The organism is Citrobacter sp. 21OH12SH02A-Citro, assembly GCF_027919895.1.
Classification (GTDB): domain Bacteria; phylum Pseudomonadota; class Gammaproteobacteria; order Enterobacterales; family Enterobacteriaceae; genus Citrobacter; species Citrobacter braakii.
Map to the genome: position 1 here is coordinate 4,437,573 of NZ_CP114801.1, position 23,596 is coordinate 4,461,168.

Below are 23,596 nucleotides of genomic sequence, written 5' to 3' on the forward strand. Positions count from 1 at the left end.
AAACATCTTCGGCGTTGTAAGGTTAAGCCTCACGGTTCATTAGTATCGGTTAGCTCAACGTATCGCTACGCTTACACACCCGACCTATCAACGTCGTCGTCTTCAACGTTCCTTCAGGACCCTTAAAGGGTCAGGGAGAACTCATCTCGGGGCAAGTTTCGTGCTTAGATGCTTTCAGCACTTATCTCTTCCGCATTTAGCTACCGGGCAATGCCATTGGCATGACAACCCGAACACCAGTGATGCGTCCACTCCGGTCCTCTCGTACTAGGAGCAGCCCCCCTCAATTCTCCAGCGCCCACGGCAGATAGGGACCGAACTGTCTCACGACGTTCTAAACCCAGCTCGCGTACCACTTTAAATGGCGAACAGCCATACCCTTGGGACCTACTTCAGCCCCAGGATGTGATGAGCCGACATCGAGGTGCCAAACACCGCCGTCGATATGAACTCTTGGGCGGTATCAGCCTGTTATCCCCGGAGTACCTTTTATCCGTTGAGCGATGGCCCTTCCATTCAGAACCACCGGATCACTAAGACCTGCTTTCGCACCTGCTCGAGCCGTCACTCTCGCAGTCAAGCTAGCTTATGCCTTTGCACTAACCTCCTGATGTCCGACCAGGATTAGCTAACCTTCGTGCTCCTCCGTTACTCTTTAGGAGGAGACCGCCCCAGTCAAACTACCCACCAGACACTGTCCGCAACCCGGATTACGGGTCTACGTTAGAACACCAGCCATTAAAGGGTGGTATTTCAAGGTTGGCTCCATGCAGACTGGCGTCCACACTTCAAAGCCTCCCACCTATCCTACACATCAAGGACCAGTGTTCAGTGTCAAGCTATAGTAAAGGTTCACGGGGTCTTTCCGTCTTGCCGCGGGTACACTGCATCTTCACAGCGAGTTCAATTTCACTGAGTCTCGGGTGGAGACAGCCTGGCCATCATTACGCCATTCGTGCAGGTCGGAACTTACCCGACAAGGAATTTCGCTACCTTAGGACCGTTATAGTTACGGCCGCCGTTTACCGGGGCTTCGATCAAGAGCTTCTCCTTACGGATAACCCCATCAATTAACCTTCCGGCACCGGGCAGGCGTCACACCGTATACGTCCACTTTCGTGTTTGCACAGTGCTGTGTTTTTAATAAACAGTTGCAGCCAGCTGGTATCTTCGACTGATTTCAGCTCCATGAGTAAATCACTTCACCTACATATCAGCGTGCCTTCTCCCGAAGTTACGGCACCATTTTGCCTAGTTCCTTCACCCGAGTTCTCTCAAGCGCCTTGGTATTCTCTACCTGACCACCTGTGTCGGTTTGGGGTACGATTTTGTGTTACCTGATGCTTAGAGGCTTTTCCTGGAAGCAGGGCATTTGTTACTTCAGCACCGTAGTGCCTCGTCATCACACCTCAGCGTTAACAAGACTCCGGATTTACCTGGAATCTCCGCCTACATGCTTAAACCGGGACAACCGTCGCCCGGCTAACATAGCCTTCTCCGTCCCCCCTTCGCAGTAACACCAAGTACAGGAATATTAACCTGTTTCCCATCGACTACGCCTTTCGGCCTCGCCTTAGGGGTCGACTCACCCTGCCCCGATTAACGTTGGACAGGAACCCTTGGTCTTCCGGCGTGCGGGTTTTTCACCCGCATTATCGTTACTTATGTCAGCATTCGCACTTCTGATACCTCCAGCAACCCTCACAGGCCACCTTCAACGGCTTACAGAACGCTCCCCTACCCAACAACACATAGTGTCGCTGCCGCAGCTTCGGTGCATGGTTTAGCCCCGTTACATCTTCCGCGCAGGCCGACTCGACCAGTGAGCTATTACGCTTTCTTTAAATGATGGCTGCTTCTAAGCCAACATCCTGGCTGTCTGTGCCTTCCCACATCGTTTCCCACTTAACCATGACTTTGGGACCTTAGCTGGCGGTCTGGGTTGTTTCCCTCTTCACGACGGACGTTAGCACCCGCCGTGTGTCTCCCGTGATAACATTCTTCGGTATTCGCAGTTTGCATCGGGTTGGTAAGTCGGGATGACCCCCTAGCCGAAACAGTGCTCTACCCCCGAAGATGAGTTCACGAGGCGCTACCTAAATAGCTTTCGGGGAGAACCAGCTATCTCCCGGTTTGATTGGCCTTTCACCCCCAGCCACAAGTCATCCGCTAATTTTTCAACATTAGTCGGTTCGGTCCTCCAGTTAGTGTTACCCAACCTTCAACCTGCCCATGGCTAGATCACCGGGTTTCGGGTCTATACCCTGCAACTTAACGCCCAGTTAAGACTCGGTTTCCCTTCGGCTCCCCTATTCGGTTAACCTTGCTACAGAATATAAGTCGCTGACCCATTATACAAAAGGTACGCAGTCACCCCATAAAGAGGCTCCCACTGCTTGTACGTACACGGTTTCAGGTTCTTTTTCACTCCCCTCGCCGGGGTTCTTTTCGCCTTTCCCTCACGGTACTGGTTCACTATCGGTCAGTCAGGAGTATTTAGCCTTGGAGGATGGTCCCCCCATATTCAGACAGGATACCACGTGTCCCGCCCTACTCTTCGAGTTCACAACACATGCACTTTTGTGTACGGGACTATCACCCTGTACCGTCGGACTTTCCAGACCGTTCCACTACCACACATGCTGATTCAGACTCTGGGCTGCTCCCCGTTCGCTCGCCGCTACTGGGGGAATCTCGGTTGATTTCTTTTCCTCGGGGTACTTAGATGTTTCAGTTCCCCCGGTTCGCTTCATTACGCTATGTATTCACGTAATGATAGTGTGACGAATCACACTGGGTTTCCCCATTCGGAAATCGCCGGTTATAACGGTTCATATCACCTTACCGACGCTTATCGCAGATTAGCACGTCCTTCATCGCCTCTGACTGCCAGGGCATCCACCGTGTACGCTTAGTCGCTTAACCTCACAACCCGAAGATGTTTCGTAAAACACTTCAGTGTTGCGAAAATTTGAGAGACTCGGACACACCGCTTTTCATTTCTTGTTTACGGAGAAATGAAACAGTGTGTCGTTTCAATTTTCAGCTTGATCCAGATTTTTAAAGAGCAAATATCTCAAACGAGACTCGGAAGTCTGTTTTGAGATACTTCGGTCGGCGACTTTCACTCACACATACCAGCAAGTGGCGTCCCCTAGGGGATTCGAACCCCTGTTACCGCCGTGAAAGGGCGGTGTCCTGGGCCTCTAGACGAAGGGGACACTGAAGTCTCAATCGCAAGACGCCTTGCTATTTACTTTTCATCAGACAATCTGTGTGAGCACTACAAAGAACGTTTCTTTAAGGTAAGGAGGTGATCCAACCGCAGGTTCCCCTACGGTTACCTTGTTACGACTTCACCCCAGTCATGAATCACAAAGTGGTAAGCGCCCTCCCGAAGGTTAAGCTACCTACTTCTTTTGCAACCCACTCCCATGGTGTGACGGGCGGTGTGTACAAGGCCCGGGAACGTATTCACCGTGGCATTCTGATCCACGATTACTAGCGATTCCGACTTCATGGAGTCGAGTTGCAGACTCCAATCCGGACTACGACATACTTTATGAGGTCCGCTTGCTCTCGCGAGGTCGCTTCTCTTTGTATATGCCATTGTAGCACGTGTGTAGCCCTACTCGTAAGGGCCATGATGACTTGACGTCATCCCCACCTTTCTCCAGTTTATCACTGGCAGTCTCCTTTGAGTTCCCGGCCGAACCGCTGGCAACAAAGGATAAGGGTTGCGCTCGTTGCGGGACTTAACCCAACATTTCACAACACGAGCTGACGACAGCCATGCAGCACCTGTCTCAGAGTTCCCGAAGGCACCAAAGCATCTCTGCTAAGTTCTCTGGATGTCAAGAGTAGGTAAGGTTCTTCGCGTTGCATCGAATTAAACCACATGCTCCACCGCTTGTGCGGGCCCCCGTCAATTCATTTGAGTTTTAACCTTGCGGCCGTACTCCCCAGGCGGTCGACTTAACGCGTTAGCTCCGGAAGCCACGCCTCAAGGGCACAACCTCCAAGTCGACATCGTTTACGGCGTGGACTACCAGGGTATCTAATCCTGTTTGCTCCCCACGCTTTCGCACCTGAGCGTCAGTCTTTGTCCAGGGGGCCGCCTTCGCCACCGGTATTCCTCCAGATCTCTACGCATTTCACCGCTACACCTGGAATTCTACCCCCCTCTACAAGACTCTAGCCTGCCAGTTTCGGATGCAGTTCCCAGGTTGAGCCCGGGGATTTCACATCCGACTTGACAGACCGCCTGCGTGCGCTTTACGCCCAGTAATTCCGATTAACGCTTGCACCCTCCGTATTACCGCGGCTGCTGGCACGGAGTTAGCCGGTGCTTCTTCTGCGAGTAACGTCAATTGCTGTGGTTATTAACCACAACACCTTCCTCCTCGCTGAAAGTACTTTACAACCCGAAGGCCTTCTTCATACACGCGGCATGGCTGCATCAGGCTTGCGCCCATTGTGCAATATTCCCCACTGCTGCCTCCCGTAGGAGTCTGGACCGTGTCTCAGTTCCAGTGTGGCTGGTCATCCTCTCAGACCAGCTAGGGATCGTCGCCTAGGTGAGCCGTTACCCCACCTACTAGCTAATCCCATCTGGGCACATCCGATGGCAAGAGGCCCGAAGGTCCCCCTCTTTGGTCTTGCGACGTTATGCGGTATTAGCTACCGTTTCCAGTAGTTATCCCCCTCCATCGGGCAGTTTCCCAGACATTACTCACCCGTCCGCCACTCGTCACCCAAGGAGCAAGCTCCTCTGTGCTACCGTTCGACTTGCATGTGTTAGGCCTGCCGCCAGCGTTCAATCTGAGCCATGATCAAACTCTTCAATTTAAGTTTGATGCTCGTGAATTAAACTTCGTAATGAATTACGTGTTCACTCAGAGACTTGGTATTCATTTTTCGTCTTGCGACGTTAAGAATCCGTATCTTCGAGTGCCCACACAGATTGTCTGATAAATTGTTAAAGAGCAGGTGCGACGCGCTTTAGCGCTCTGTCGCGAGGTGGCGTATATTACGCTTTCCTCTTTCAGAGTCAACCCTCATTTTCAGGTTTTTCTCTTCAACCGAACCGGCTGTTTGTGTGAAGTGATTCACATCCGCCGTGTCGATGGAGGCGCATTATAGGGAGTTTCCTGCGGCCCGCAACCCTTAAATTGCAGAAAAATGACTGACCGCTGCATTCCACAGCAAAACCCCGCCTTATACCCATTTACACACAGAGTTATCCACAATCGTAAGCAAAATAGTGGTCAGCCTCCCTGAAAGAAGTGAAAGCAGATAAGGAAATCTCTATATAAAAAGAGACTCGCTCCACGTTATATATAGAAGAAAAGCCCAGGCAGCCCATGCCCCATCATCCCTACCACCTTTGAATTACGCATCCCATCAGGCGATAATACCCATACAAACCGTGATTCCAGGACCGTGATGAGACACTCTCTGCAACGTACTGCTATACGCAAACGCCCGATGAAGCTCGGCACTACCGTGATCCTCATGGTCAGTGCGGTACTCTTCTCCGTACTGCTTGTCGTTCATCTGATTTATTTCTCGCAAATCAGCAACATGACGCGCGATGCATTAGCGGGTAAAGCGCTTGCGGTCGCACGAACGCTGGCAAACTCCCCGGAGATCCGCCAGGGGCTAATGAAAAAGCCCGAGGAAAGCGGTATTCAGGCGATTGCCCAGGCGGTGAATAAGAGCAACGATTTTTTATTCATCGTCGTCACCGATATGCAAAGCATTCGTTACTCCCATCCCGAAGCGCAGCGAATCGGTCAGCCGTTTAAAGGCGATGACATTTTGCTGGCCCTGCAAGGGAAAGAGAATGTCGCCATTAATCGCGGATTTCTGGCGCAAGCCCTGCGCGTATTTACCCCTATTTATGACGAGCATCACCGGCAGATAGGCGTCGTGTCGATCGGCCTTGAGCTAAGCAGGGTGACTGAGCAGATCAATAACAGCCGTGGCAGCATCTTTTGGTCCATCTTATTTGGCGTGCTGGTTGGGCTGCTCGGCACATGGGTATTTGTCAAAGTCCTCAAGCGTATTCTGTTTGGTCTGGAGCCGTATGAAATCTCCAATCTGTTCGAACAACGCCAGGCGATGCTGCACTCTATAAAGGAAGGCGTCATTGCCGTTGACGAGTGCGGTGAAGTGACGCTGATAAACCAGGCGGCACAAGAGCTGCTGGATTACCACAAATCGCAAGACGATGCCCAGCTCTCCACGCTCAGCCACGCATGGTCAAAAGTGGTCGATTTTTCACAGGTACTGCATGACGGAACGCCGCGTCGCGATGAAGAGATCATGGTGAAGGATCGGCTACTCTTAATTAACACGGTTCCGGTACTCAGCAACGGTAAAATCATCGGGGCCATTTCAACATTCAGAGATAAGACTGAAGTCCGAAAATTAATGCAACGACTGGACGGCATGGTCAACTATGCCGACGCACTTCGTGAACGATCCCACGAATTCATGAATAAATTGCACGTGATTCTGGGATTATTGCATCTGAAAAGTTATAAGCAGCTTGAAAATTACATCCTGAAGACCGCAAACAGTTATCAGGAAGAGATTGGCTCACTGTTAGGAAAAATAAAATCCCCGGTGATCGCAGGATTTTTACTCAGTAAGATTAATCGCACATCTGATTTAGGCCATAGCCTGGTGATCAGCAATGAAAGCCAGTTACCGGAAAACAGCAACGAAGATCAGGTGGCTGTGCTGATTACCGTTCTGGGGAATTTAATTGAAAACGCCCTGGAGGCGCTAGGTCAAGAACCTGGTGGCGAGATCAGCGTATCCTTGCATTATCGACACGGCTGGTTGCATTGCGAAGTGAATGACGATGGTCCGGGGATTGCCCCCGAACACATTGAGCACATCTTTGAGAAGGGCGTTTCGTCAAAAGGAACCGAACGGGGCGTTGGTTTAGCGCTTGTTAAACAACAGGTTGAAAACGTTGGCGGCAATATTTCCGTCGAGTCAGAACCTGGGATCTTCACCCAATTTTTTGTACAGTTACCGTGGAATGGTGAGAGGGCCAGCAGATGATCAATGTCTTAATTGTCGATGACGATGCAATGGTAGCGGAATTAAACCGCCGTTATGTCGCGCAACTCTCCGGTTTTCATTGCTGCGGCACAGCCTCCACGCTGGAGAAAGCAAAAGAGATAATCTTTCATAGCGGCAATCATATCGATTTGATTTTGCTTGATATTTATATGCAAAAAGAAAACGGTCTGGATCTGTTGCCTGTATTGCACAGCGAAGGTTGCAAGTGTGATGTCATTGTCATCTCTTCCGCCGCTGACGCGACCACCATCAAAGACTCTCTCCACTATGGTGTCGTTGACTACCTGATCAAACCGTTCCAGGCGTCCCGTTTTGAAGAGGCGCTGACCGGCTGGCTACAAAAGAAAACCGAGATGGAAAAGCATCAGTACTATGAACAGTCTGAGCTTGACCAGTTGATTCACGGCAGCTCCTCCAATGAACAGGAAGCGCGGCGCTTACCTAAAGGATTAACGCCACAAACGTTACGCACGCTGTGCCAGTGGATTGATGAGCATCAGGATCAGGAATTCTCCACCGATGAACTGGCCAACGAGGTCAATATCTCGCGCGTTTCTTGCCGTAAATATCTTATCTGGCTCGTCAATTGTCACATCCTATTTACCAGCATCCATTATGGCGTAACCGGTAGACCGGTTTATCGTTACCGCGTTCAGGCTGAACATTACTCATTACTAAAACAATATTGCCAATAAAAACAATTTGGGATTATTTGTTATTTGAAAGTAACAATTATTAAAATAATGAAAAATCCCTACTTTTCTGAATCATGCTGCAGAATTATAAATTTGCGTTAGATCAAATATATTTGTATCCGGCATGTTAAATGTATTATTTTAATATTGATTAACGTCACACTGTTTTTAATTTCAAAATCGCTAACAAAAGTTAATTAAGTATTATCTAGCTCGCAGAGTGTGTATTTTTACCCATAAAGGATTAGTCTGAAATTAACCAGACATACAAAATCTAGACTGGTAGCAATGGAGACCATGCTACGTACCATGGACACCGTACATTTTTGTGAGCAAATAAAAGTATCCGCACGCCAACCTCATCACATTATGAAATGGCGTGAGCGTGATCACACAAATAACCTACTCACCCATTCTGTCGGTGGTTCACGAAATAGCGGAAAACGCAAAACAGATAAATTACAGCGTCAACCGCAGCTCTCCATGTCCAGCTCTGCTTCCCATCGCCTGAGGATTCTCTCCTCTGATCAAAGCCACAGAAAAAAGCTAAATATCGCCATAACGTTAAAAAAACATTCTAGCAAGACATTTGAACATTAATCGCAAATACGGACATATCGAATACTGACCATTTTTTGATGCCTATTCCGGCAAAAAAGAATGTGGCACAGATCCATTTTTCAAAAAATTGACTGGTTTTTTCGCGAGGGTAAATAAAATGTTATTTAGTATACAACTTCTTATAATATTAATATGTTTGTTTTATGGTGCCAGAAAGGGCGGTATCGCGCTGGGTTTATTAGGCGGTATCGGCCTGGTCATTCTGGTTTTCGTTTTCCATCTCCAGCCGGGTAAACCACCTGTAGATGTAATGCTGGTTATTATTGCCGTGGTGGCCGCATCGGCAACCTTGCAAGCCTCCGGCGGCCTTGACGTTATGCTGCAAATCGCTGAAAAGCTGCTGCGCCGTAACCCAAAATACGTTTCCATCGTCGCCCCGTTCGTTACCTGCACCCTGACGATTCTCTGCGGTACAGGCCACGTGGTCTACACCATCCTGCCAATCATTTATGACGTTGCTATTAAGAACAATATTCGCCCGGAACGTCCGATGGCGGCGAGTTCTATCGGTGCGCAGATGGGGATTATCGCCAGCCCGGTGTCCGTGGCCGTTGTATCACTGGTCGCAATGCTGGGTAACGTAACGTTTGAAGGCAAGCATCTTGAATTCCTCGACCTGCTCAGCATCACTATCCCGTCTACCCTGTTGGGTATCCTGGCGATCGGTATCTTCAGTTGGTTCCGCGGTAAAGATCTGGATAAAGATGAAGAATTCCAGAAGTTTATTTCCGTCCCTGAAAACCACAACTACGTTTATGGCGATACCGCCACACTGTTAGACAAAAAGCTGCCAAAAAGCAACTGGCTGGCCATGTGGATCTTCCTTGCCGCTATCGCCGTTGTTGCCGTGCTCGGCGCGTTCTCTGAGCTGCGCCCTACCTTCAGCGGCAAACCGCTGTCAATGGTACTGGTTATCCAGATGTTCATGCTGCTGACCGGTGCGCTGATTATTATCCTGACGAAGACCAATCCCGCTTCAATATCTAAAAACGAAGTCTTCCGTTCCGGTATGATCGCGATTGTGGCGGTGTACGGTATTGCCTGGATGGCCGAAACAATGTTCGGCGCGCACATGACGGAAATCGAAGGTGTGCTGGGCAATATGGTGAAAGAGTATCCGTGGGCCTATGCAATTGTTCTGCTGTTGGTTTCCAAATTTGTAAACTCCCAGGCTGCGGCGCTGGCGGCGATTGTTCCGGTCGCACTGGCAATTGGGGTTGATCCAGCGTACATCGTTGCTTCCGCTCCGGCATGTTACGGTTACTACATTCTGCCGACTTACCCGAGCGATCTGGCGGCTATTCAGTTTGACCGTTCCGGCACCACCCACATTGGCCGTTTCGTTATCAACCACAGCTTCATTCTACCTGGGTTGATCGGCGTGAGCGTATCCTGTGTCTTTGGTTGGATCTTCGCCGCAATGTACGGTTTCCTGTAATTACAGTGCGCGTGCTGTCCGCTTTGGTACGGCACGCCACCGTCAAGACACAGAGAATTTTAAAATTCCTGAGAAAAATGAAAAGGCTGGAAGCAAATGTCAAAAGTTGAATTCACTTATCAGGCGGCTTTCCCACTGGGGGAAGACAAAACTGAGTACTACCTGCTGACCTCCGATCACGTCAGCGTCGGCGAGTTTGAAGGCGAAACAATCCTGAAAGTAGCCCCTGAAGCACTTACGCTACTGGCCCAACAAGCCTTCCACGATGCCTCCTTCATGCTCCGCCCTGAACACCAACAGCAAGTCGCCTCAATTCTCCATGATCCCGAAGCCAGCGAAAACGATAAATACGTAGCGCTGCAGTTCCTGAGAAACTCCGAAATCGCTGCTAAAGGCGTATTGCCAACCTGCCAGGACACCGGTACGGCAATTATTATGGGTAAAAAAGGTCAGCGCGTCTGGACCGGTGGCGGCGACGAAGCGGCACTCTCCAAGGGCGTATTTAATACCTATATTGAAGATAACCTGCGCTACTCGCAAAACGCGGCGCTGGATATGTACAAAGAAGTGAATACCGGCACCAACCTGCCCGCACAAATCGACCTGTACAGCGTGGACGGTGACGAATACAAATTCCTGTGCGTGGCCAAAGGCGGCGGTTCAGCGAACAAAACCTATCTGTATCAGGAAACCAAAGCGCTGCTCACCCCCGGCAAACTGAAAAACTTCCTGGTAGAGAAAATGCGCACGCTGGGTACCGCAGCATGCCCGCCGTACCACATTGCATTCGTCATTGGCGGCACGTCAGCGGAAAGCACCCTGAAAACGGTGAAGCTGGCCAGCACACACTACTATGACGCACTGCCGACTGAAGGTAATGCGCACGGCCAGGCGTTCCGCGATCTGCAACTGGAACAGGAACTGCTGGAAGAAGCGCAGAAACTCGGCCTCGGCGCCCAGTTTGGCGGGAAATACTTCGCGCACGATATCCGCGTGATCCGCCTGCCTCGCCACGGCGCATCCTGCCCGGTTGGTATGGGTGTGTCTTGCTCCGCAGACCGTAACATCAAGGCCAAGATTAACCGCGAAGGGATCTGGATCGAAAAACTGGAACATAACCCAGCCCAGTACATTCCGGAGTCGCTGCGCCAGGCAGGCGAAGGTGAAGTGGTTAAAGTTGACCTTAACCGCCCAATGAAAGAGATCCTCGCTCAGCTTTCTCAGTATCCGGTTTCTACCCGTCTGTCGCTGAGCGGCACCATCATTGTCGGCCGCGATATTGCCCACGCGAAGCTAAAAGAACGTATTGAGTCCGGCGAAGGTCTGCCGCAGTACGTGAAAGATCACCCTATCTACTACGCGGGCCCGGCCAAAACACCTGCGGGTTATCCGTCCGGCTCTTTAGGACCAACCACTGCGGGTCGTATGGACTCCTATGTTGACCTGCTACAGTCTCACGGCGGCAGCATGATCATGCTGGCAAAAGGTAACCGTAGCCAGCAGGTGACAGATGCCTGCCATAAACATGGCGGCTTCTATTTAGGTAGCATTGGTGGCCCGGCTGCGGTACTTGCGCAGCAGAGTATTAAACATCTGGAATGCGTGGAATACCCGGAGCTGGGTATGGAAGCTATCTGGAAAATCGAAGTCGAAGATTTCCCGGCTTTCATTCTGGTCGATGACAAAGGCAACGATTTCTTCCAGCAAATCGTCAGCAAACAATGCGCTAACTGCGCGAAGTAACCCATTCGGCCCGGCACTGGACTGACAACAGATTTTTGGCGTCAGTCCAGTGATCCCCCCGGGCCAACTTTATCCCCCCATTTACTGGCGTTGAATTTTTGCCGCTCACAGGGAATAGTAACCTTTTCCATTACTTGTGAATTCGCCATGCTCCGCACACTGAACTCCACAATCTTGCACTCTGGCGCGCTGCTCCTGGCGCTAATACTTATCTACACCGGTGTCTCTGCCACGGAGAAAATCACCTGGCTGATGGAAGTTACTCCGGTCATTATTGTCGTCCCACTGTTGCTGGCGACCGTGAAGCGCTACCCGCTGACGCCATTGCTCTACACGCTCATTTTCTTGCACGCCATCATTCTGATGGTCGGCGGTATGTATACCTACGCTAAAGTCCCTGTCGGTTTTCAGGTTCAGGAGTGGCTGGATCTCAGTCGTAACCCCTATGACAAGCTGGGTCACTTCTTCCAGGGTCTGGTGCCCGCCCTGACGGCAAGAGAGATTTTAGTGCGCGGTAATATAGTTCGTGGCCGCAAAATGCTGGCATTTTTGGTCTGCTGCGTGGCGCTGGCGATTAGCGCGATGTATGAGCTGATCGAATGGTGGGCGGCGCTGGCGATGGGTCAGGGAGCGGATGATTTTCTCGGGACGCAGGGCGACCCGTGGGATACCCAGTCGGATATGTTCTGCGCCCTGCTCGGTGCGCTAACCACGGTGCTCGTGTTGGCGGGCTGGCATAACAGACAGTTAAAAACTGCCGGATAGCGCTGACGCTTATCCGGCAATCTGCCCTACCCATTGCGAGACTTGATAACCAGAATCGGCAAGGCGAACAGGAGTGTCAGAAAGTTCGCCATGCTGACAGCAGTATCTTCAATCAATAATCCATAAATCAGCCACAACACCAGCCCACACACAAACATTACATACATTAAACCGGAGATACCCTGCGTGTTGCGGGTGGTAATGACCTTAATCGCTTGCGGTAAGAATGAGAGCGTCGTCAGGCTAGCCGCCAAATACCCAATCCACGAATGCCATTCCATAGCTACGCCTTCACATCACCTAGGGTGACTATCGCAATAGCCGGGATATCCGGTTGTTCATGCTGCTGCGGCATCTTACGGTACTTATCCAACAAATGAATCTGGACCCTGCGCAGCGTGTCGCCGTTCAGTCGGTAAAAGCGGAAGTAAAGGACTAAGGTCACCACAAAAAAGAGTGCAGGTAGCGCGATCATAATGAATTGCATACCAACAATGGTTTCTGCAGACTGCGCGACATTCGGCGCGTAATTAATCACCCCAAGTATCACTGCGATAAAGAAAGCGGCAAACGCAGACCCTCCTTTTACCACCATCGTCTGCACTGAATAAGCGATACTTTCACAACGTACATTCAGTTTGTATTCGCCGTAATCAACGGTATCCGCCACCATAATGACCTGCAACACCCAGAAAAGCGCTGAACCAATATTCAGTAAAATACCAGCAATAACAATGAGTAAGATGTTATGAAAACCGGCTAACGCCATCACCAGCAAAACGATACAGCTGAGCACCGGCAGCACGGATGCCCCAGCCCACAGGATCCGTCGTGACAACGCTTTTACCAATCGAGGAAAGAAAATCAGCGTCAGCAGGTTTGCCGCTCCTGCGTAAGACATGTAGTACGGGAAGAGGCTTGCATCGCCAATCACATAAGTAAAATAGTAAATGGCAAAGCCAGCAATGATATTGGCGGCAATATTGTAAGCCAGCGCCATGCCTAGCAGGCAGGATAACTGGTCGTTTTTATAGATGAGCCCAACGATCGCTTTCAGCCCAAGACGACTGCTGTCCGCCGTTGCCTCACTATCTGACGAATAAACCTCATGCACATTACGCAGCGTAACAACGGTAGAAATGATAAAGAATGCAATCAGCACCAGCGTAAACATCTGGAAACCAAAGCCGCGATCGGCCCCGCCAACATAGCTCACAAAGGGCAGCGTTACCCCCGCGGTGACAAACCCAGCCAGGCTTGCGAAGAAACGAGGGAACGGCACCAGTTGTTCACGCTCGCGTTTATCCAGCGTAATAGTTGGCACCAGCGACCAGAATGGAATATCCATAATGGTGTAGGTCATTCCCCATAATATATACGTCACGCAGACAAATACGACTTGCGCAGTACCCTCAAACAGATGTGCGCTAAAAAGCAAAAACAGCACCAATGAGTTCGCCAGCGTACCGAGTAAGATCCAGGGTTTAAATTTTCCCCACCGCGACCGGGTGGCGTTCACAATCCAGCCCATGATGGGATCGTTTACCGCATCCCAGACCCTTGCCGCCAGGAACAACGTTCCGACCAGCCCCACCGATAATCCCACCACGTCGGTGTAGTAATACATCAGGTACATGTACACAATACCGATGGCGAAATCCTTACCAAACGCTCCAAATCCGTAACTGAGTTTTGTTTTCAGAGAGATGCTCATAGGGTATCGGGTCGCCGTTACCAGCGCCCGCCTTCTGTTAGAGGAAACGTCAGAGGTTAAACGCCGGATGCTCTGCCCGGCGTAATGGTGTGTTAACGGTGTAACCAGGCCGGCAGCCAGTCGCCATGAGACGCGATCAGGTCGTCCACCAGCGCATAAATCTCCTCAATCCCCAATACCGCGGCGGTATGCGGATCCATCATCGCCGCGTGATAAACGCGATCGCGATTTTCCGTCAGTATGGCTTCCGTTAGCAGGGTCTGAACATTGATATTGGTTTGCATCATGGCCGCCAAATGTGACGGGAGAGTACCCACCTTCGTTGGCTGGATACCATTCGCATCGACCAGGCAAGCCACCTCCACGCAACAGCCTTGCGGCAGGTTATCGATCAGATGGTCATTGCGAACGTTGCCATACACCACGCTCGGTTCACCGGTCCAGATAGCGTTCATGATAGTGCTGGCATATTCACGTGACGGTTTAATCTCGATCCGCGCCGCCGTTTTGTACTCTTCCAGCTCTTTGTTCCAGTTCGCCAGCTGTTCCACACAGCGTTTTGGATACTCATCCAGTGGAACCTTATAGCGCTCAATCAGATCCTCACGCCCTGGTTTGATAAACCACGGCGTATATTCCGCGAAATGCTCCGACGACTCAGTGACGAAATAGCCCAGCTTTTTGAACATTTCATAGCGCACAATGTTCTGACAACGGGTATTACCGTGAAGATTCGGTTTCGGCGCCTGACCAGATTCATAGGCCGCCAGCAGCTCCGGATAGAGATTCACATAAGCACCGTCAGCCGTTTTACGCTCAAGTTCCAGATAAAACGCCATATGGTTGATCCCGGCGCAGCGATAGCGCAAAGAGGCCGGGTCGATGTTCAAATCGCGGGCCAGCTCCTCCGCTGTCCCTTGCACCGAGTGACACAATCCAACCTGCTTAATATGCGGATAGCGCGCATACATTGCCCAGGTGTTCATCGCCATCGGGTTAACGTAGTTAAGCATAGTGGCCTGCGGGCAGACTTCGGTCATATCCTCACAAATCTGCCATAAATGCGGGATAGTGCGCAGCGCGCGCATAATGCCGCCTGGCCCCAGCGTATCGGCAATCGTCTGCTCCAGACCATGACGTTTACACACCGCAAAATCGGTGACGGTACAGGGTTCATAACCACCAATCTGGAAAGCGACCACCACAAAATCAGCATCCTGTAATGCCGCTTTTTGATCGGTATAGCAGGTGATACGCCCGGACGCGCCCGCTGAGTCCATCAACTTACGCACCACAATGTGTGACTCTTCCAGCCGAGTAGGATTGACGTCCATCAAGGCGATATGCGCAGATTTCAGCGCATCACGATGAAAGACGTCCCCGAGGATATTTTTGACGAAAATCGTGGAACCGGCGCCGATAAAGGTAATTTTGGGTGCAGACATCATGACTCTCCAGAACATTAGTGAACACAGTCATGGTGGCACAGCGCATAGATGAAAACTTCCGACTTCCCTGGCGAGCATTCCCATAAACTCAGATCGCCTCTTTGCCCCATACTGGATCTGAGTTTATGGGACAAAATTGCACAAAAAGCAGAGTATGCGGCCCCAAAATCTCGCTATGCTCAATGATATCGGTCCGATTTGTGTCCTGATTCTCAGCCTTAATGCGCAGCAAATGACATGATTCTGATAATTCAGGAAATGGAGCAACCATGAGTACATTACCGACATCGCCTCTTCCCCCCGATCCGCACATGTGCAGCAGCGATGAAGAGCAAACCCGCAGCCCATTGTCGCTGTACTCAGAATATCAACGGATGGATATTGAGCTGCGCTCACCGCATGCTATGTCTGCCAGCCACTGGCATGGGCAGGTGGAGATTAATGTGCCGTTTGATGGCGACGTTGAGTACCTTATCAACAACGAAGTGGTGCAGATAAAACAGGGACACATTACGCTTTTCTGGGCCTGTACGCCGCATCAGCTCATGCGTCCGGGCAGTTGCCAAAGCATGGCTATCTTCAATTTACCGATGCACCTTTTCCTTTCCTGGCCGCTGGATCGCGAACTGATCAACCACGTTACCCATGGCATGGTCATCAAATCGCTGGCGTCGCAGCAGCTAAGCACCTTTGAAGTTCAACGCTGGCAACAGGAGCTGAGCAACCCGAACGAGCAAATTCGCCAGCTCGCCATTGATGAAATTGGTCTGATGCTCAAGCGGTTTAGCCTTTCCGGCTGGCAGCCAATCCTGGTCAATAAAACTTCGCGGACGCACAAAAACAGCGTTTCGCGGCACGCCCAGTTTTACGTAAGCCAGATGCTGAGTTTTATTGCCGATAACTACGATCAGGTGCTCACTATCAACGACGTCGCGGAACACGTGAAGCTCAACGCCAACTACGCGATGGGGATTTTCCAGCGCGTGATGCAACTCACCATGAAGCAGTACATCACCGCAATGCGGATCAATCACGTCCGCGCATTGCTTAGCGATACCGATAAAACCATTCTTGACGTCGCGTTGACCGCCGGATTCCGATCCAGCAGCCGTTTTTATGACACCTTCAGCAAGTTTGTCGGCATGTCGCCGCAGCAGTACCGCAAACTGAGCCAGCAGCGCCGGCAAACAATGGCTGGCTGAGCAGCCAGAAACCACCGGCGTTACTCCAGCCTACGATCCCTATCGTTCGCCGATATCAGTATCAGCCAAAAAAATATTCCCCCTGTCGATAAACAGCGGTGAAAAATCGCCAATAAGCAAACATAACTATTTGTTTAAAAACAAATTAAACACAAATCAGACTATTTATCACCCGCTTTACAGCCCATTTTGTCAGGATAATACTTGCCTGCGTCACATTCATACGGTGTGTCTGCAATCCATAAATTGCAACCTTTCCACAACCGGGTAAAAGATGATGAAAGTATTAATTGTTGAAAGTGAGTTTCTGCATCAGGACACCTGGGTCGGTAGCGCTGTCGAACGTCTGGCTGACGCGTTAAACCGCCAAAATGTTACCGTCATTAAGTCCACCTCATTCGACGATGGTTACGCAATCCTCGCCGCTAATGAAGCCATTGATTGCCTGATGTTCAGCTATCAAATGGAACAACAAGACGAGCACCTGAACGTCAGGCAATTGATCGGCAAGCTCCACGAGCGCCAGCAAAACGTTCCCGTTTTCCTGCTGGGCGATCGCGAAAAAGCCACCGCATCGCTGGATCGCGACCTGCTGGAGCTTGTCGATGAATTCGCCTGGATTATGGAAGATACCGCAGACTTTATCGCCGGACGTGCCGTTGCGGCGATGACCCGTTACCGCCAGCAGCTTCTGCCGCCACTGTTCAGCGCGCTGATGAAGTACGGCGACATCCATGAATACTCCTGGGCGGCGCCTGGTCACCAGGGCGGTGTCGGATTTACCAAAACGCCGGCGGGTCGTTTTTACCATGATTACTACGGTGAAAACTTATTCCGTAGCGACATGGGTATTGAACGCGCATCGCTCGGCTCACTGCTGGATCATACCGGCGCATTTGGCGAGAGCGAAAAATATGCCGCCCGCGTGTTTGGCGCTGACCGCTCCTGGTCCGTAGTGGTCGGGACTTCCGGCTCTAACCGCACCATCATGCAGGCTTGTATGACCGACAACGACGTCGTGGTGCTGGATCGTAACTGCCACAAATCTATCGAGCAGGGGTTGATCCTCACCGGCGCAAAACCGGTGTACATGGTGCCAAGTCGCAACCGGTACGGCATTATCGGCCCTATCTACCCGCAAGAAATGCAACCTGAAACATTGCAGAAAAAAATCAGCGAAAGCCCGCTGACCAAGGGCAAGGCCGGGCAAAAACCGTCTTACAGCGTTGTGACCAACTGTACTTATGACGGTGTTTGCTACAACGCCAAAGAGGCCCAGGACCTGCTCGCGCAAACCAGCGATCGCATCCACTTCGATGAGGCCTGGTACGGCTATGCCCGCTTTAACCCAATTTATGCCGATCACTACGCTATGCGTGGCGCGCCGGGCGATCATAACGGTCCTACCGTTTTTGCGACCCACTCGACCCACAAACTGCTGAACGCGCTCTCTCAGGCGTCTTACATTCACGTCCGTGAAGGTCGTGGGGCCGTGAACTTCTCCCGCTTTAACCAGGCGTACATGATGCACGCCACCACCTCCCCGCTGTATGCCATCTGCGCATCAAACGACGTGGCGGTCTCCATGATGGACGGCAACAGCGGTCTGTCGCTCACTCAGGAAGTGATCGACGAAGCGGTCGATTTCCGTCAGGCCATGGCGCGTTTGTACAAAGAATTTTCCGCCGAAGGCGACTGGTTCTTCAAACCGTGGAACAAAGAAGTGGTAACTGACCCGCAAACCGGCAAAACCTATGACTTTGCCGATGCGCCAACCCAACTCCTGACCACTGACCAGAATTGCTGGGTGATGCGTCCGGGTGAATCCTGGCACGGATTTAAAGACCTGCCGGATAACTGGAGCATGCTGGACCCAATCAAAGTCAGTATTCTGGCGCCGGGGATGGGCGATGATGGCGAACTGGAAGAGAGCGGCGTACCGGCAGCGCTGGTCACCGCCTGGCTTGGCCGCCACGGTATCGTGCCGACCCGTACCACCGATTTCCAGATTATGTTCCTGTTCTCAATGGGGATTACCCGTGGGAAATGGGGCACGCTGATCAATACCCTGTGCTCATTCAAACACCATTACGATGCCAATACACCGCTGGCGCAGGTGATGCCAGAACTGGTTGAGGAACATCCTGACACTTACGCCAACATGGGCATTCACGATCTGGGCGACACCATGTTTGCCTGGCTGAAAGAGAATAACCCTGGCAGCCGACTCAACGCGGCCTACTCCGGCCTGCCTGTTGCTGAAATCACCCCGCGTGAAGCCTATAACGCGATAGTCAGCGATAACGTTGAGATGGTGGCCATTGAAAATCTGCCGGGTCGTATAGCTGCGAATTCCGTAATTCCTTACCCACCGGGAATTCCAATGCTGCTGTCCGGGGAAAACTTTGGCGACGCCAATAGCCCGCAGATTAGTTATCTACGTTCGTTGCAGTCCTGGGACCACCACTTCCCTGGATTTGAACATGAAACCGAAGGAACGGAAATTATTGACGGTGTATATCACGTCATGTGCGTGAAAGCATAATGTCATTTTATAGATAGTCCGATTTTTAAGGTAGACATGTCATGCTTGAGTAATTCCTGAGTATTGCTGCAAAACAATAACATTGTCATACCTTTTTGCGCGGGACCACCCCGCGCTTTTTTATACGCAAATATCACGTTTCCACTTGCGTAAAAAAAAGTGTACATAAGAAAATTCCCACCAAACATTGTAATTAATTTCAGACACGTTATTTTAATGCGGTCCTGGATTCATCATACAATTTCAATTTAGCCGATATGGTTCATCTGATGGTGAGCTACGGTGTTTTATGTTCATATTCCTGGAGTTTGGGTATGAGGGTTTGCAGCAGAGCAGCTTGTGTTGTTGTATTAACGGAGAAGGATGTTTGGTTAAGGATTAACGGTAAAGAAGCCATCAGCTTAAAAGCTAATCATATGGCGCTGGTAGCATGCGATAATAATATTATCGATTTCTCATCACTTAATAACGCACTGGTCGTACATATCAGCCGTGATATCATTAAAGACTATCTACGTTTTTTAAATAAAGACCTTTCACAGATCCCACTCTGGCAACGCAGTGCCAACCCAGTGATGACCGCCGTCTGTCTGACGCCGGATGTCTTCCGGGTGGCTGCCCAATATAGCGTAATGGACACAATGGACGAAGGTGAAAGTGTGCGCACGCGCTCGCTACTGTTCACGGTGTTATCACGCTTTCTCGGCAGCAAAAAGTTTATGTCTCTGCTCATGCATATACTACGCAGTCGTATCAGCGACAGCGTTTATCACATTATTGAGAGCGATATACATAAAGACTGGAATTTAAGCATGGTTGCCAGTTGCTTATGCCTGAGCCCCAGTTTGTTAAAGAAAAAGCTCAAAAGTGAAAATACAAGTTACAGCCAAATAATTACCACGTGTCGCATGCGTTATGCCGTCAATCAATTATTGATGGATGGCAAAAACATTTCCCAGGTCTCTCAACTGTGCGGATATAACAGTACCTCGTACTTTATTTCCGTATTCAAAGAGTTCTATGGGATGACGCCTCTGCATTATGTCAGTCAACATAGGGAGCCATCCGCTGCCTGATTTTTAATCAGTTAGCGATAAGCCATAATAATATCAGCATTAGCGATACCCCCAGTCCGCCATCATAAAATAGTCTTCTGAAGAGGTATGATAAGACGTCATTTATCCTTATCAGGAGTTACTAAATATGTCGACGGATGCTGATGCTCACAAAGTGGGCTTAATCCCCGTCACCCTTATGGTGTCGGGGAATATTATGGGTTCCGGTGTATTCCTGCTACCCGCAAACCTTGCGTCAACTGGCGGGATTGCAATCTACGGATGGTTGGTCACTATTATCGGTGCTTTGGCGCTGTCGATGGTGTACGCGAAAATGTCGTCCTTAGACTCCAGTCCCGGTGGTTCTTACGCTTATGCCCGCCGCTGTTTCGGTCCTTTTTTGGGCTACCAGACCAACGTCCTGTACTGGCTGGCTTGCTGGATTGGTAACATTGCCATGGTGGTTATTGGCGTCGGTTACCTGAGCTACTTCTTCCCCATCTTAAAAGATCCGCTGGTCCTGACGCTGACCTGCGTCGTGGTGCTGTGGATCTTCGTGTTGCTGAACATTGTCGGACCGAAAATGATCACCCGTGTACAGGCCGTCGCAACGGTACTGGCGCTGGTGCCAATTGTCGGTATTGCCGTCTTCGGCTGGTTCTGGTTCCGGGGTGAAACCTATATGGCGGCATGGAACGTCAGCGGCATGAACACCTTCGGTGCGATTCAAAGCACTCTGAACGTAACTTTGTGGTCATTTATCGGCGTGGAAAGCGCCTCCGTCGCGGCAGGTGTGGTTAAAAATCCCAAACGTAACGTGCCTATCGCCACCATGGGCGGCGTGCTGATTGCCGCCGTTTGCTATGTGCTCTCCACCACGGCGATTATGGGTATGATCCCTAACGCGGCGCTGCGTGTTTCAGCCTCCCCGTTCGGTGATGCCGCACGCATGGCGCTGGGTGACACCGCAGGGGCGATTGTCTCCTTCTGTGCCGCGGCCGGGTGCCTGGGTTCCTTGGGCGGCTGGACGCTGCTTGCCGGGCAAACCGCCAAAGCGGCAGCCGATGACGGCCTGTTCCCACCGATTTTTGCCCGCGTTAACAAAGCCGGTACGCCGGTAGCCGGGTTAATTATCGTCGGCGTTCTGATGACCATCTTCCAGTTCAGCAGCATGTCGCCAAACGCTGCGAAAGAGTTTGGTCTGGTCTCTTCGGTCTCCGTTATCTTCACGCTGGTGCCGTATCTGTACACCTGCGCCGCGCTGCTGCTGCTCGGCCATGGTCACTTTGGTAAAGCGCGTCCGATGTACTTACTGGTGACCTTTATCGCTTTTGTTTACTGCATTTGGGCGGTTGTCGGTTCCGGTGCCAAAGAGGTGATGTGGTCATTCGTCACGCTGATGATCATCACCGCGCTGTATGCACTGAACTACAATCGGATCCATAAAAACCCATATCCATTGGATGCTCCGGTAAACAATAACTAACGCAAACAGTCGTCGTTGCCCGATGGTGTAAGGCCATCGGGCCAACGCCGCCCCCCGCGATTCCTGAAATCAACATTAAGAACTTAAGGTTGGCTTAATTTTACTTTGAGAGGATTTGTACCACTTAGTCGATGGAACCCCCTTAATGTTAAAGCACCTGTTTAAAAGACCCACTCTCGGGCTAATCAGCTGGCTTCTCCTGATCTCATTTTATCTTGCGACTTTCCTGAACATTGCGTTCTATAAACAAGTGCTGCAAGAACTGCCCCTGGATTCCGTGCGCAACCTGTTGGTGTTTTTGTCGATGCCGGTCGTCGCTTTCAGCGTCATGAACATTGTGCTGACGCTGGCCTCATTCCTGTGGCTTAATCGCCTGGTGGCCTGCGTTTTCATTCTGGTTGGCGCATCGGCCCAATATTTCATCATGACCTACGGCATCATCATTGACCGCTCGATGATCGCCAATATGATGGACACCACACCCGCCGAAACCTTTGCTTTGCTGACGCCGCAAATGCTCATCACGCTCGGAGTGAGCGGCATTCTCGCCGCGCTCATTGCCTGCTGGATAAGAATCAAACCGATCGCCCCGGCCATGCGCAGCGTACTGTTCCGTGGCGCGAATATTCTGATCTCCGCGCTGCTGATCGTGCTGGTCGCCGCGTTCTTCTACAAAGATTACGCCTCACTGTTTCGCAACAATAAAGAACTGGTGAAATCCCTCAGCCCATCCAACAGCATTGTGGCGACCTCTTCCTGGTATTCACACCAGAGGCTGGCCCACCTGCCGCTGGTACGCATTGGTGAAGACGCCCATCGCAATCCGTTGATGGTGAAAGAAAAGCGTAAGAACCTGACGATTGTGGTGCTCGGCGAGACCTCACGCGGCGATAACTTCTCGCTGTCAGGCTATTCGCGCCAGACCAACCCGTTGCTGGAAAAAGATGATGTGGTCTATTTCCCCCGCACCACATCCTGCGGAACGGCAACGGCAGTATCTGTCCCCTGCATGTTCTCGGGTATGCCACGCGCGCACTACGATGAAGAACTGGCGCAGCATCAGGAAGGCGTGCTCGACATTATTCAGCGGGCGGGAATTAACGTTCTGTGGAACGATAACGACGGCGGCTGCAAAGGGGCATGTGACCGGGTACCGCACCAGAATATGACTAAGCTGAACCTGCCAGGGCAGTGTATTGACGGGGAATGCTACGATGACGTGCTGTTCCACGGGCTGGAAGAGTACATTAATAACCTGCAAGGCGACGGCGTGATTGTGCTGCACACCATCGGCAGCCACGGTCCGACCTATTACAACCGCTATCCTGCGCAGTTCAAGAAATTTACGCCAACCTGTGACACCAACGAAATCCAGACGTGTTCACAGCAACAGTTGGTCAATACCTATGACAACACCATTCTTTACGTCGACTATATTGTTGATAAAGCAATCAATATACTGAAAGAGCATCAAGATAATTTCACCACCAGCCTGGTCTACCTTTCCGATCACGGTGAATCCTTAGGGGAAAATGGCATCTATTTACACGGCCTGCCATATTCGATTGCGCCAGATACGCAAAAACATGTGCCGATGCTGCTGTGGCTCTCAGAAGATTATCAGCAACGCTATCAAGTCTCTCAGACATGTTTGCAAAAACGGGCAGGCTCAGAGGACTTCTCACAGGATAATCTCTTCTCAACCCTGCTGGGATTAACAGGCGTGCAAACACAGAAATATCAGTCGGCAGATGATATTCTGCAACCCTGCCGGGGAGGCTAAACG

The 23,596-nt window shown here is 50.9% G+C and carries 14 protein-coding genes, 1 tRNA gene and 2 rRNA genes; 11 read left to right on the top strand and 6 right to left on the bottom strand.

Annotated features, from left to right (window positions below):
• Positions 1-18: 18 nt before the first annotated feature.
• From O6D90_RS21430 to O6D90_RS21440, 3 genes are all read right to left on the bottom strand, one after another.
• A 23S ribosomal RNA gene (locus O6D90_RS21430) occupies positions 19-2,925 on the bottom strand.
• 220 nt (positions 2,926-3,145) lie between these two features.
• A tRNA-Glu gene (locus O6D90_RS21435) sits at positions 3,146-3,221 on the bottom strand.
• A gap of 85 nt (positions 3,222-3,306) precedes the next feature.
• Positions 3,307-4,848 (bottom strand): 16S ribosomal RNA (locus O6D90_RS21440).
• Together the 16S and 23S rRNA genes with 1 tRNA gene alongside form the textbook arrangement of a ribosomal RNA operon.
• A gap of 597 nt (positions 4,849-5,445) precedes the next feature.
• On the opposite strand from O6D90_RS21440, the gene O6D90_RS21445 reads away from it, so the two are divergent.
• The 6 genes from O6D90_RS21445 (at position 5,446) to O6D90_RS21470 (ending at position 12,360) form a co-directional block, all read left to right on the top strand.
• Positions 5,446-7,077, top strand: a complete 1,632-nt coding sequence (locus O6D90_RS21445; RefSeq protein WP_016155492.1) for a sensor histidine kinase — start codon at positions 5,446-5,448, stop codon at positions 7,075-7,077.
• Entirely contained in the window at positions 7,074-7,793 is a 720-nt protein-coding gene (dcuR, locus tag O6D90_RS21450) for a two-component system response regulator DcuR (RefSeq protein WP_016155419.1), read from the top strand. Before O6D90_RS21445 ends, dcuR begins: the two co-directional genes overlap by 4 nt.
• A 297-nt stretch (positions 7,794-8,090) precedes the next feature.
• Positions 8,091-8,393 (top strand): hypothetical protein, encoded by a 303-nt coding sequence (locus O6D90_RS21455; protein WP_131341598.1) that lies wholly within the window; start codon positions 8,091-8,093, stop codon positions 8,391-8,393.
• Between the two features lie 118 nt (positions 8,394-8,511).
• Positions 8,512-9,852: an anaerobic C4-dicarboxylate transporter DcuB gene (gene dcuB, locus O6D90_RS21460; RefSeq protein WP_003031873.1), complete on the top strand. Its 1,341-nt coding sequence runs from the start codon at positions 8,512-8,514 to the stop codon at positions 9,850-9,852.
• A 96-nt stretch (positions 9,853-9,948) separates the two neighbouring features.
• Complete coding sequence (gene fumA, locus O6D90_RS21465; protein ID WP_016155418.1) at positions 9,949-11,595, top strand: class I fumarate hydratase FumA; 1,647 nt, start codon at positions 9,949-9,951, stop codon at positions 11,593-11,595.
• Between the two features lie 147 nt (positions 11,596-11,742).
• Positions 11,743-12,360, top strand: coding sequence for a DUF2238 domain-containing protein (locus O6D90_RS21470; protein WP_016155491.1), 618 nt, complete (start codon positions 11,743-11,745; stop codon positions 12,358-12,360).
• Positions 12,361-12,386: 26 nt separating this feature from the next.
• On the opposite strand, the gene O6D90_RS21475 is transcribed toward O6D90_RS21470, so the two are convergent.
• The 3 genes from O6D90_RS21475 to melA all read right to left on the bottom strand — a co-directional run bounded on the left by O6D90_RS21475 (position 12,387) and on the right by melA (position 15,522).
• On the bottom strand, positions 12,387-12,641 hold the full coding sequence (locus O6D90_RS21475; protein ID WP_016155416.1) for a SemiSWEET transporter: 255 nt from the start codon (positions 12,639-12,641) through the stop codon (positions 12,387-12,389).
• A 2-nt stretch (positions 12,642-12,643) separates the two neighbouring features.
• Positions 12,644-14,074, bottom strand: coding sequence for a melibiose:sodium transporter MelB (gene melB / locus O6D90_RS21480; RefSeq protein WP_016155490.1), 1,431 nt, complete (start codon positions 14,072-14,074; stop codon positions 12,644-12,646).
• Positions 14,075-14,166: 92 nt separating this feature from the next.
• Positions 14,167-15,522 carry an alpha-galactosidase gene (melA, locus tag O6D90_RS21485; RefSeq protein ID WP_049259806.1) on the bottom strand — a complete coding sequence of 452 codons (1,356 nt, stop codon included), beginning with the start codon at positions 15,520-15,522 and terminating at the stop codon, positions 14,167-14,169.
• A 269-nt stretch (positions 15,523-15,791) separates the two neighbouring features.
• On the opposite strand from melA, the gene melR reads away from it, so the two are divergent.
• The 5 genes from melR (at position 15,792) to eptA (ending at position 23,593) form a co-directional block, all read left to right on the top strand.
• Positions 15,792-16,724 carry a transcriptional regulator MelR gene (gene melR / locus O6D90_RS21490; protein ID WP_271143221.1) on the top strand — a complete coding sequence of 311 codons (933 nt, stop codon included), beginning with the start codon at positions 15,792-15,794 and terminating at the stop codon, positions 16,722-16,724.
• A gap of 277 nt (positions 16,725-17,001) precedes the next feature.
• The gene (gene adiA, locus O6D90_RS21495; RefSeq protein WP_016155488.1) at positions 17,002-19,269 is read left to right on the top strand and encodes an arginine decarboxylase; all 2,268 of its coding nucleotides are present in this window, start codon (positions 17,002-17,004) and stop codon (positions 19,267-19,269) included.
• Positions 19,270-19,583: 314 nt separating this feature from the next.
• Complete coding sequence (locus O6D90_RS21500; protein ID WP_016155486.1) at positions 19,584-20,345, top strand: AraC family transcriptional regulator; 762 nt, start codon at positions 19,584-19,586, stop codon at positions 20,343-20,345.
• Between the two features lie 127 nt (positions 20,346-20,472).
• Positions 20,473-21,810 carry an arginine/agmatine antiporter gene (gene adiC / locus O6D90_RS21505; protein ID WP_016155410.1) on the top strand — a complete coding sequence of 446 codons (1,338 nt, stop codon included), beginning with the start codon at positions 20,473-20,475 and terminating at the stop codon, positions 21,808-21,810.
• Between the two features lie 145 nt (positions 21,811-21,955).
• Positions 21,956-23,593 carry a phosphoethanolamine transferase EptA gene (gene eptA / locus O6D90_RS21510; protein WP_016155485.1) on the top strand — a complete coding sequence of 546 codons (1,638 nt, stop codon included), beginning with the start codon at positions 21,956-21,958 and terminating at the stop codon, positions 23,591-23,593.
• Positions 23,594-23,596 lie beyond the last annotated feature (3 nt).

What these genes read in the sequence shown, in the direction of transcription:
- O6D90_RS21455 (WP_131341598.1), top strand. Translation starts at nt 8,091, where the DNA reads ATGCTACGTACCATGGACACCGTACATTTTTGTGAGCAAATAAAAGTA.
- melA (WP_049259806.1), bottom strand. Translation starts at nt 15,522, where the DNA reads ATGATGTCTGCACCCAAAATTACCTTTATCGGCGCCGGTTCCACGATT.
- eptA (WP_016155485.1), top strand. Translation starts at nt 21,956, where the DNA reads ATGTTAAAGCACCTGTTTAAAAGACCCACTCTCGGGCTAATCAGCTGG.
- O6D90_RS21500 (WP_016155486.1), top strand. Translation starts at nt 19,584, where the DNA reads ATGAGGGTTTGCAGCAGAGCAGCTTGTGTTGTTGTATTAACGGAGAAG.
- melB (WP_016155490.1), bottom strand. Translation starts at nt 14,074, where the DNA reads ATGAGCATCTCTCTGAAAACAAAACTCAGTTACGGATTTGGAGCGTTT.
- melR (WP_271143221.1), top strand. Translation starts at nt 15,792, where the DNA reads ATGAGTACATTACCGACATCGCCTCTTCCCCCCGATCCGCACATGTGC.
- dcuB (WP_003031873.1), top strand. Translation starts at nt 8,512, where the DNA reads ATGTTATTTAGTATACAACTTCTTATAATATTAATATGTTTGTTTTAT.
- fumA (WP_016155418.1), top strand. Translation starts at nt 9,949, where the DNA reads ATGTCAAAAGTTGAATTCACTTATCAGGCGGCTTTCCCACTGGGGGAA.
- adiA (WP_016155488.1), top strand. Translation starts at nt 17,002, where the DNA reads ATGAAAGTATTAATTGTTGAAAGTGAGTTTCTGCATCAGGACACCTGG.
- O6D90_RS21475 (WP_016155416.1), bottom strand. Translation starts at nt 12,641, where the DNA reads ATGGAATGGCATTCGTGGATTGGGTATTTGGCGGCTAGCCTGACGACG.
- dcuR (WP_016155419.1), top strand. Translation starts at nt 7,074, where the DNA reads ATGATCAATGTCTTAATTGTCGATGACGATGCAATGGTAGCGGAATTA.
- O6D90_RS21470 (WP_016155491.1), top strand. Translation starts at nt 11,743, where the DNA reads ATGCTCCGCACACTGAACTCCACAATCTTGCACTCTGGCGCGCTGCTC.
- adiC (WP_016155410.1), top strand. Translation starts at nt 20,473, where the DNA reads ATGTCGACGGATGCTGATGCTCACAAAGTGGGCTTAATCCCCGTCACC.
- O6D90_RS21445 (WP_016155492.1), top strand. Translation starts at nt 5,446, where the DNA reads ATGAGACACTCTCTGCAACGTACTGCTATACGCAAACGCCCGATGAAG.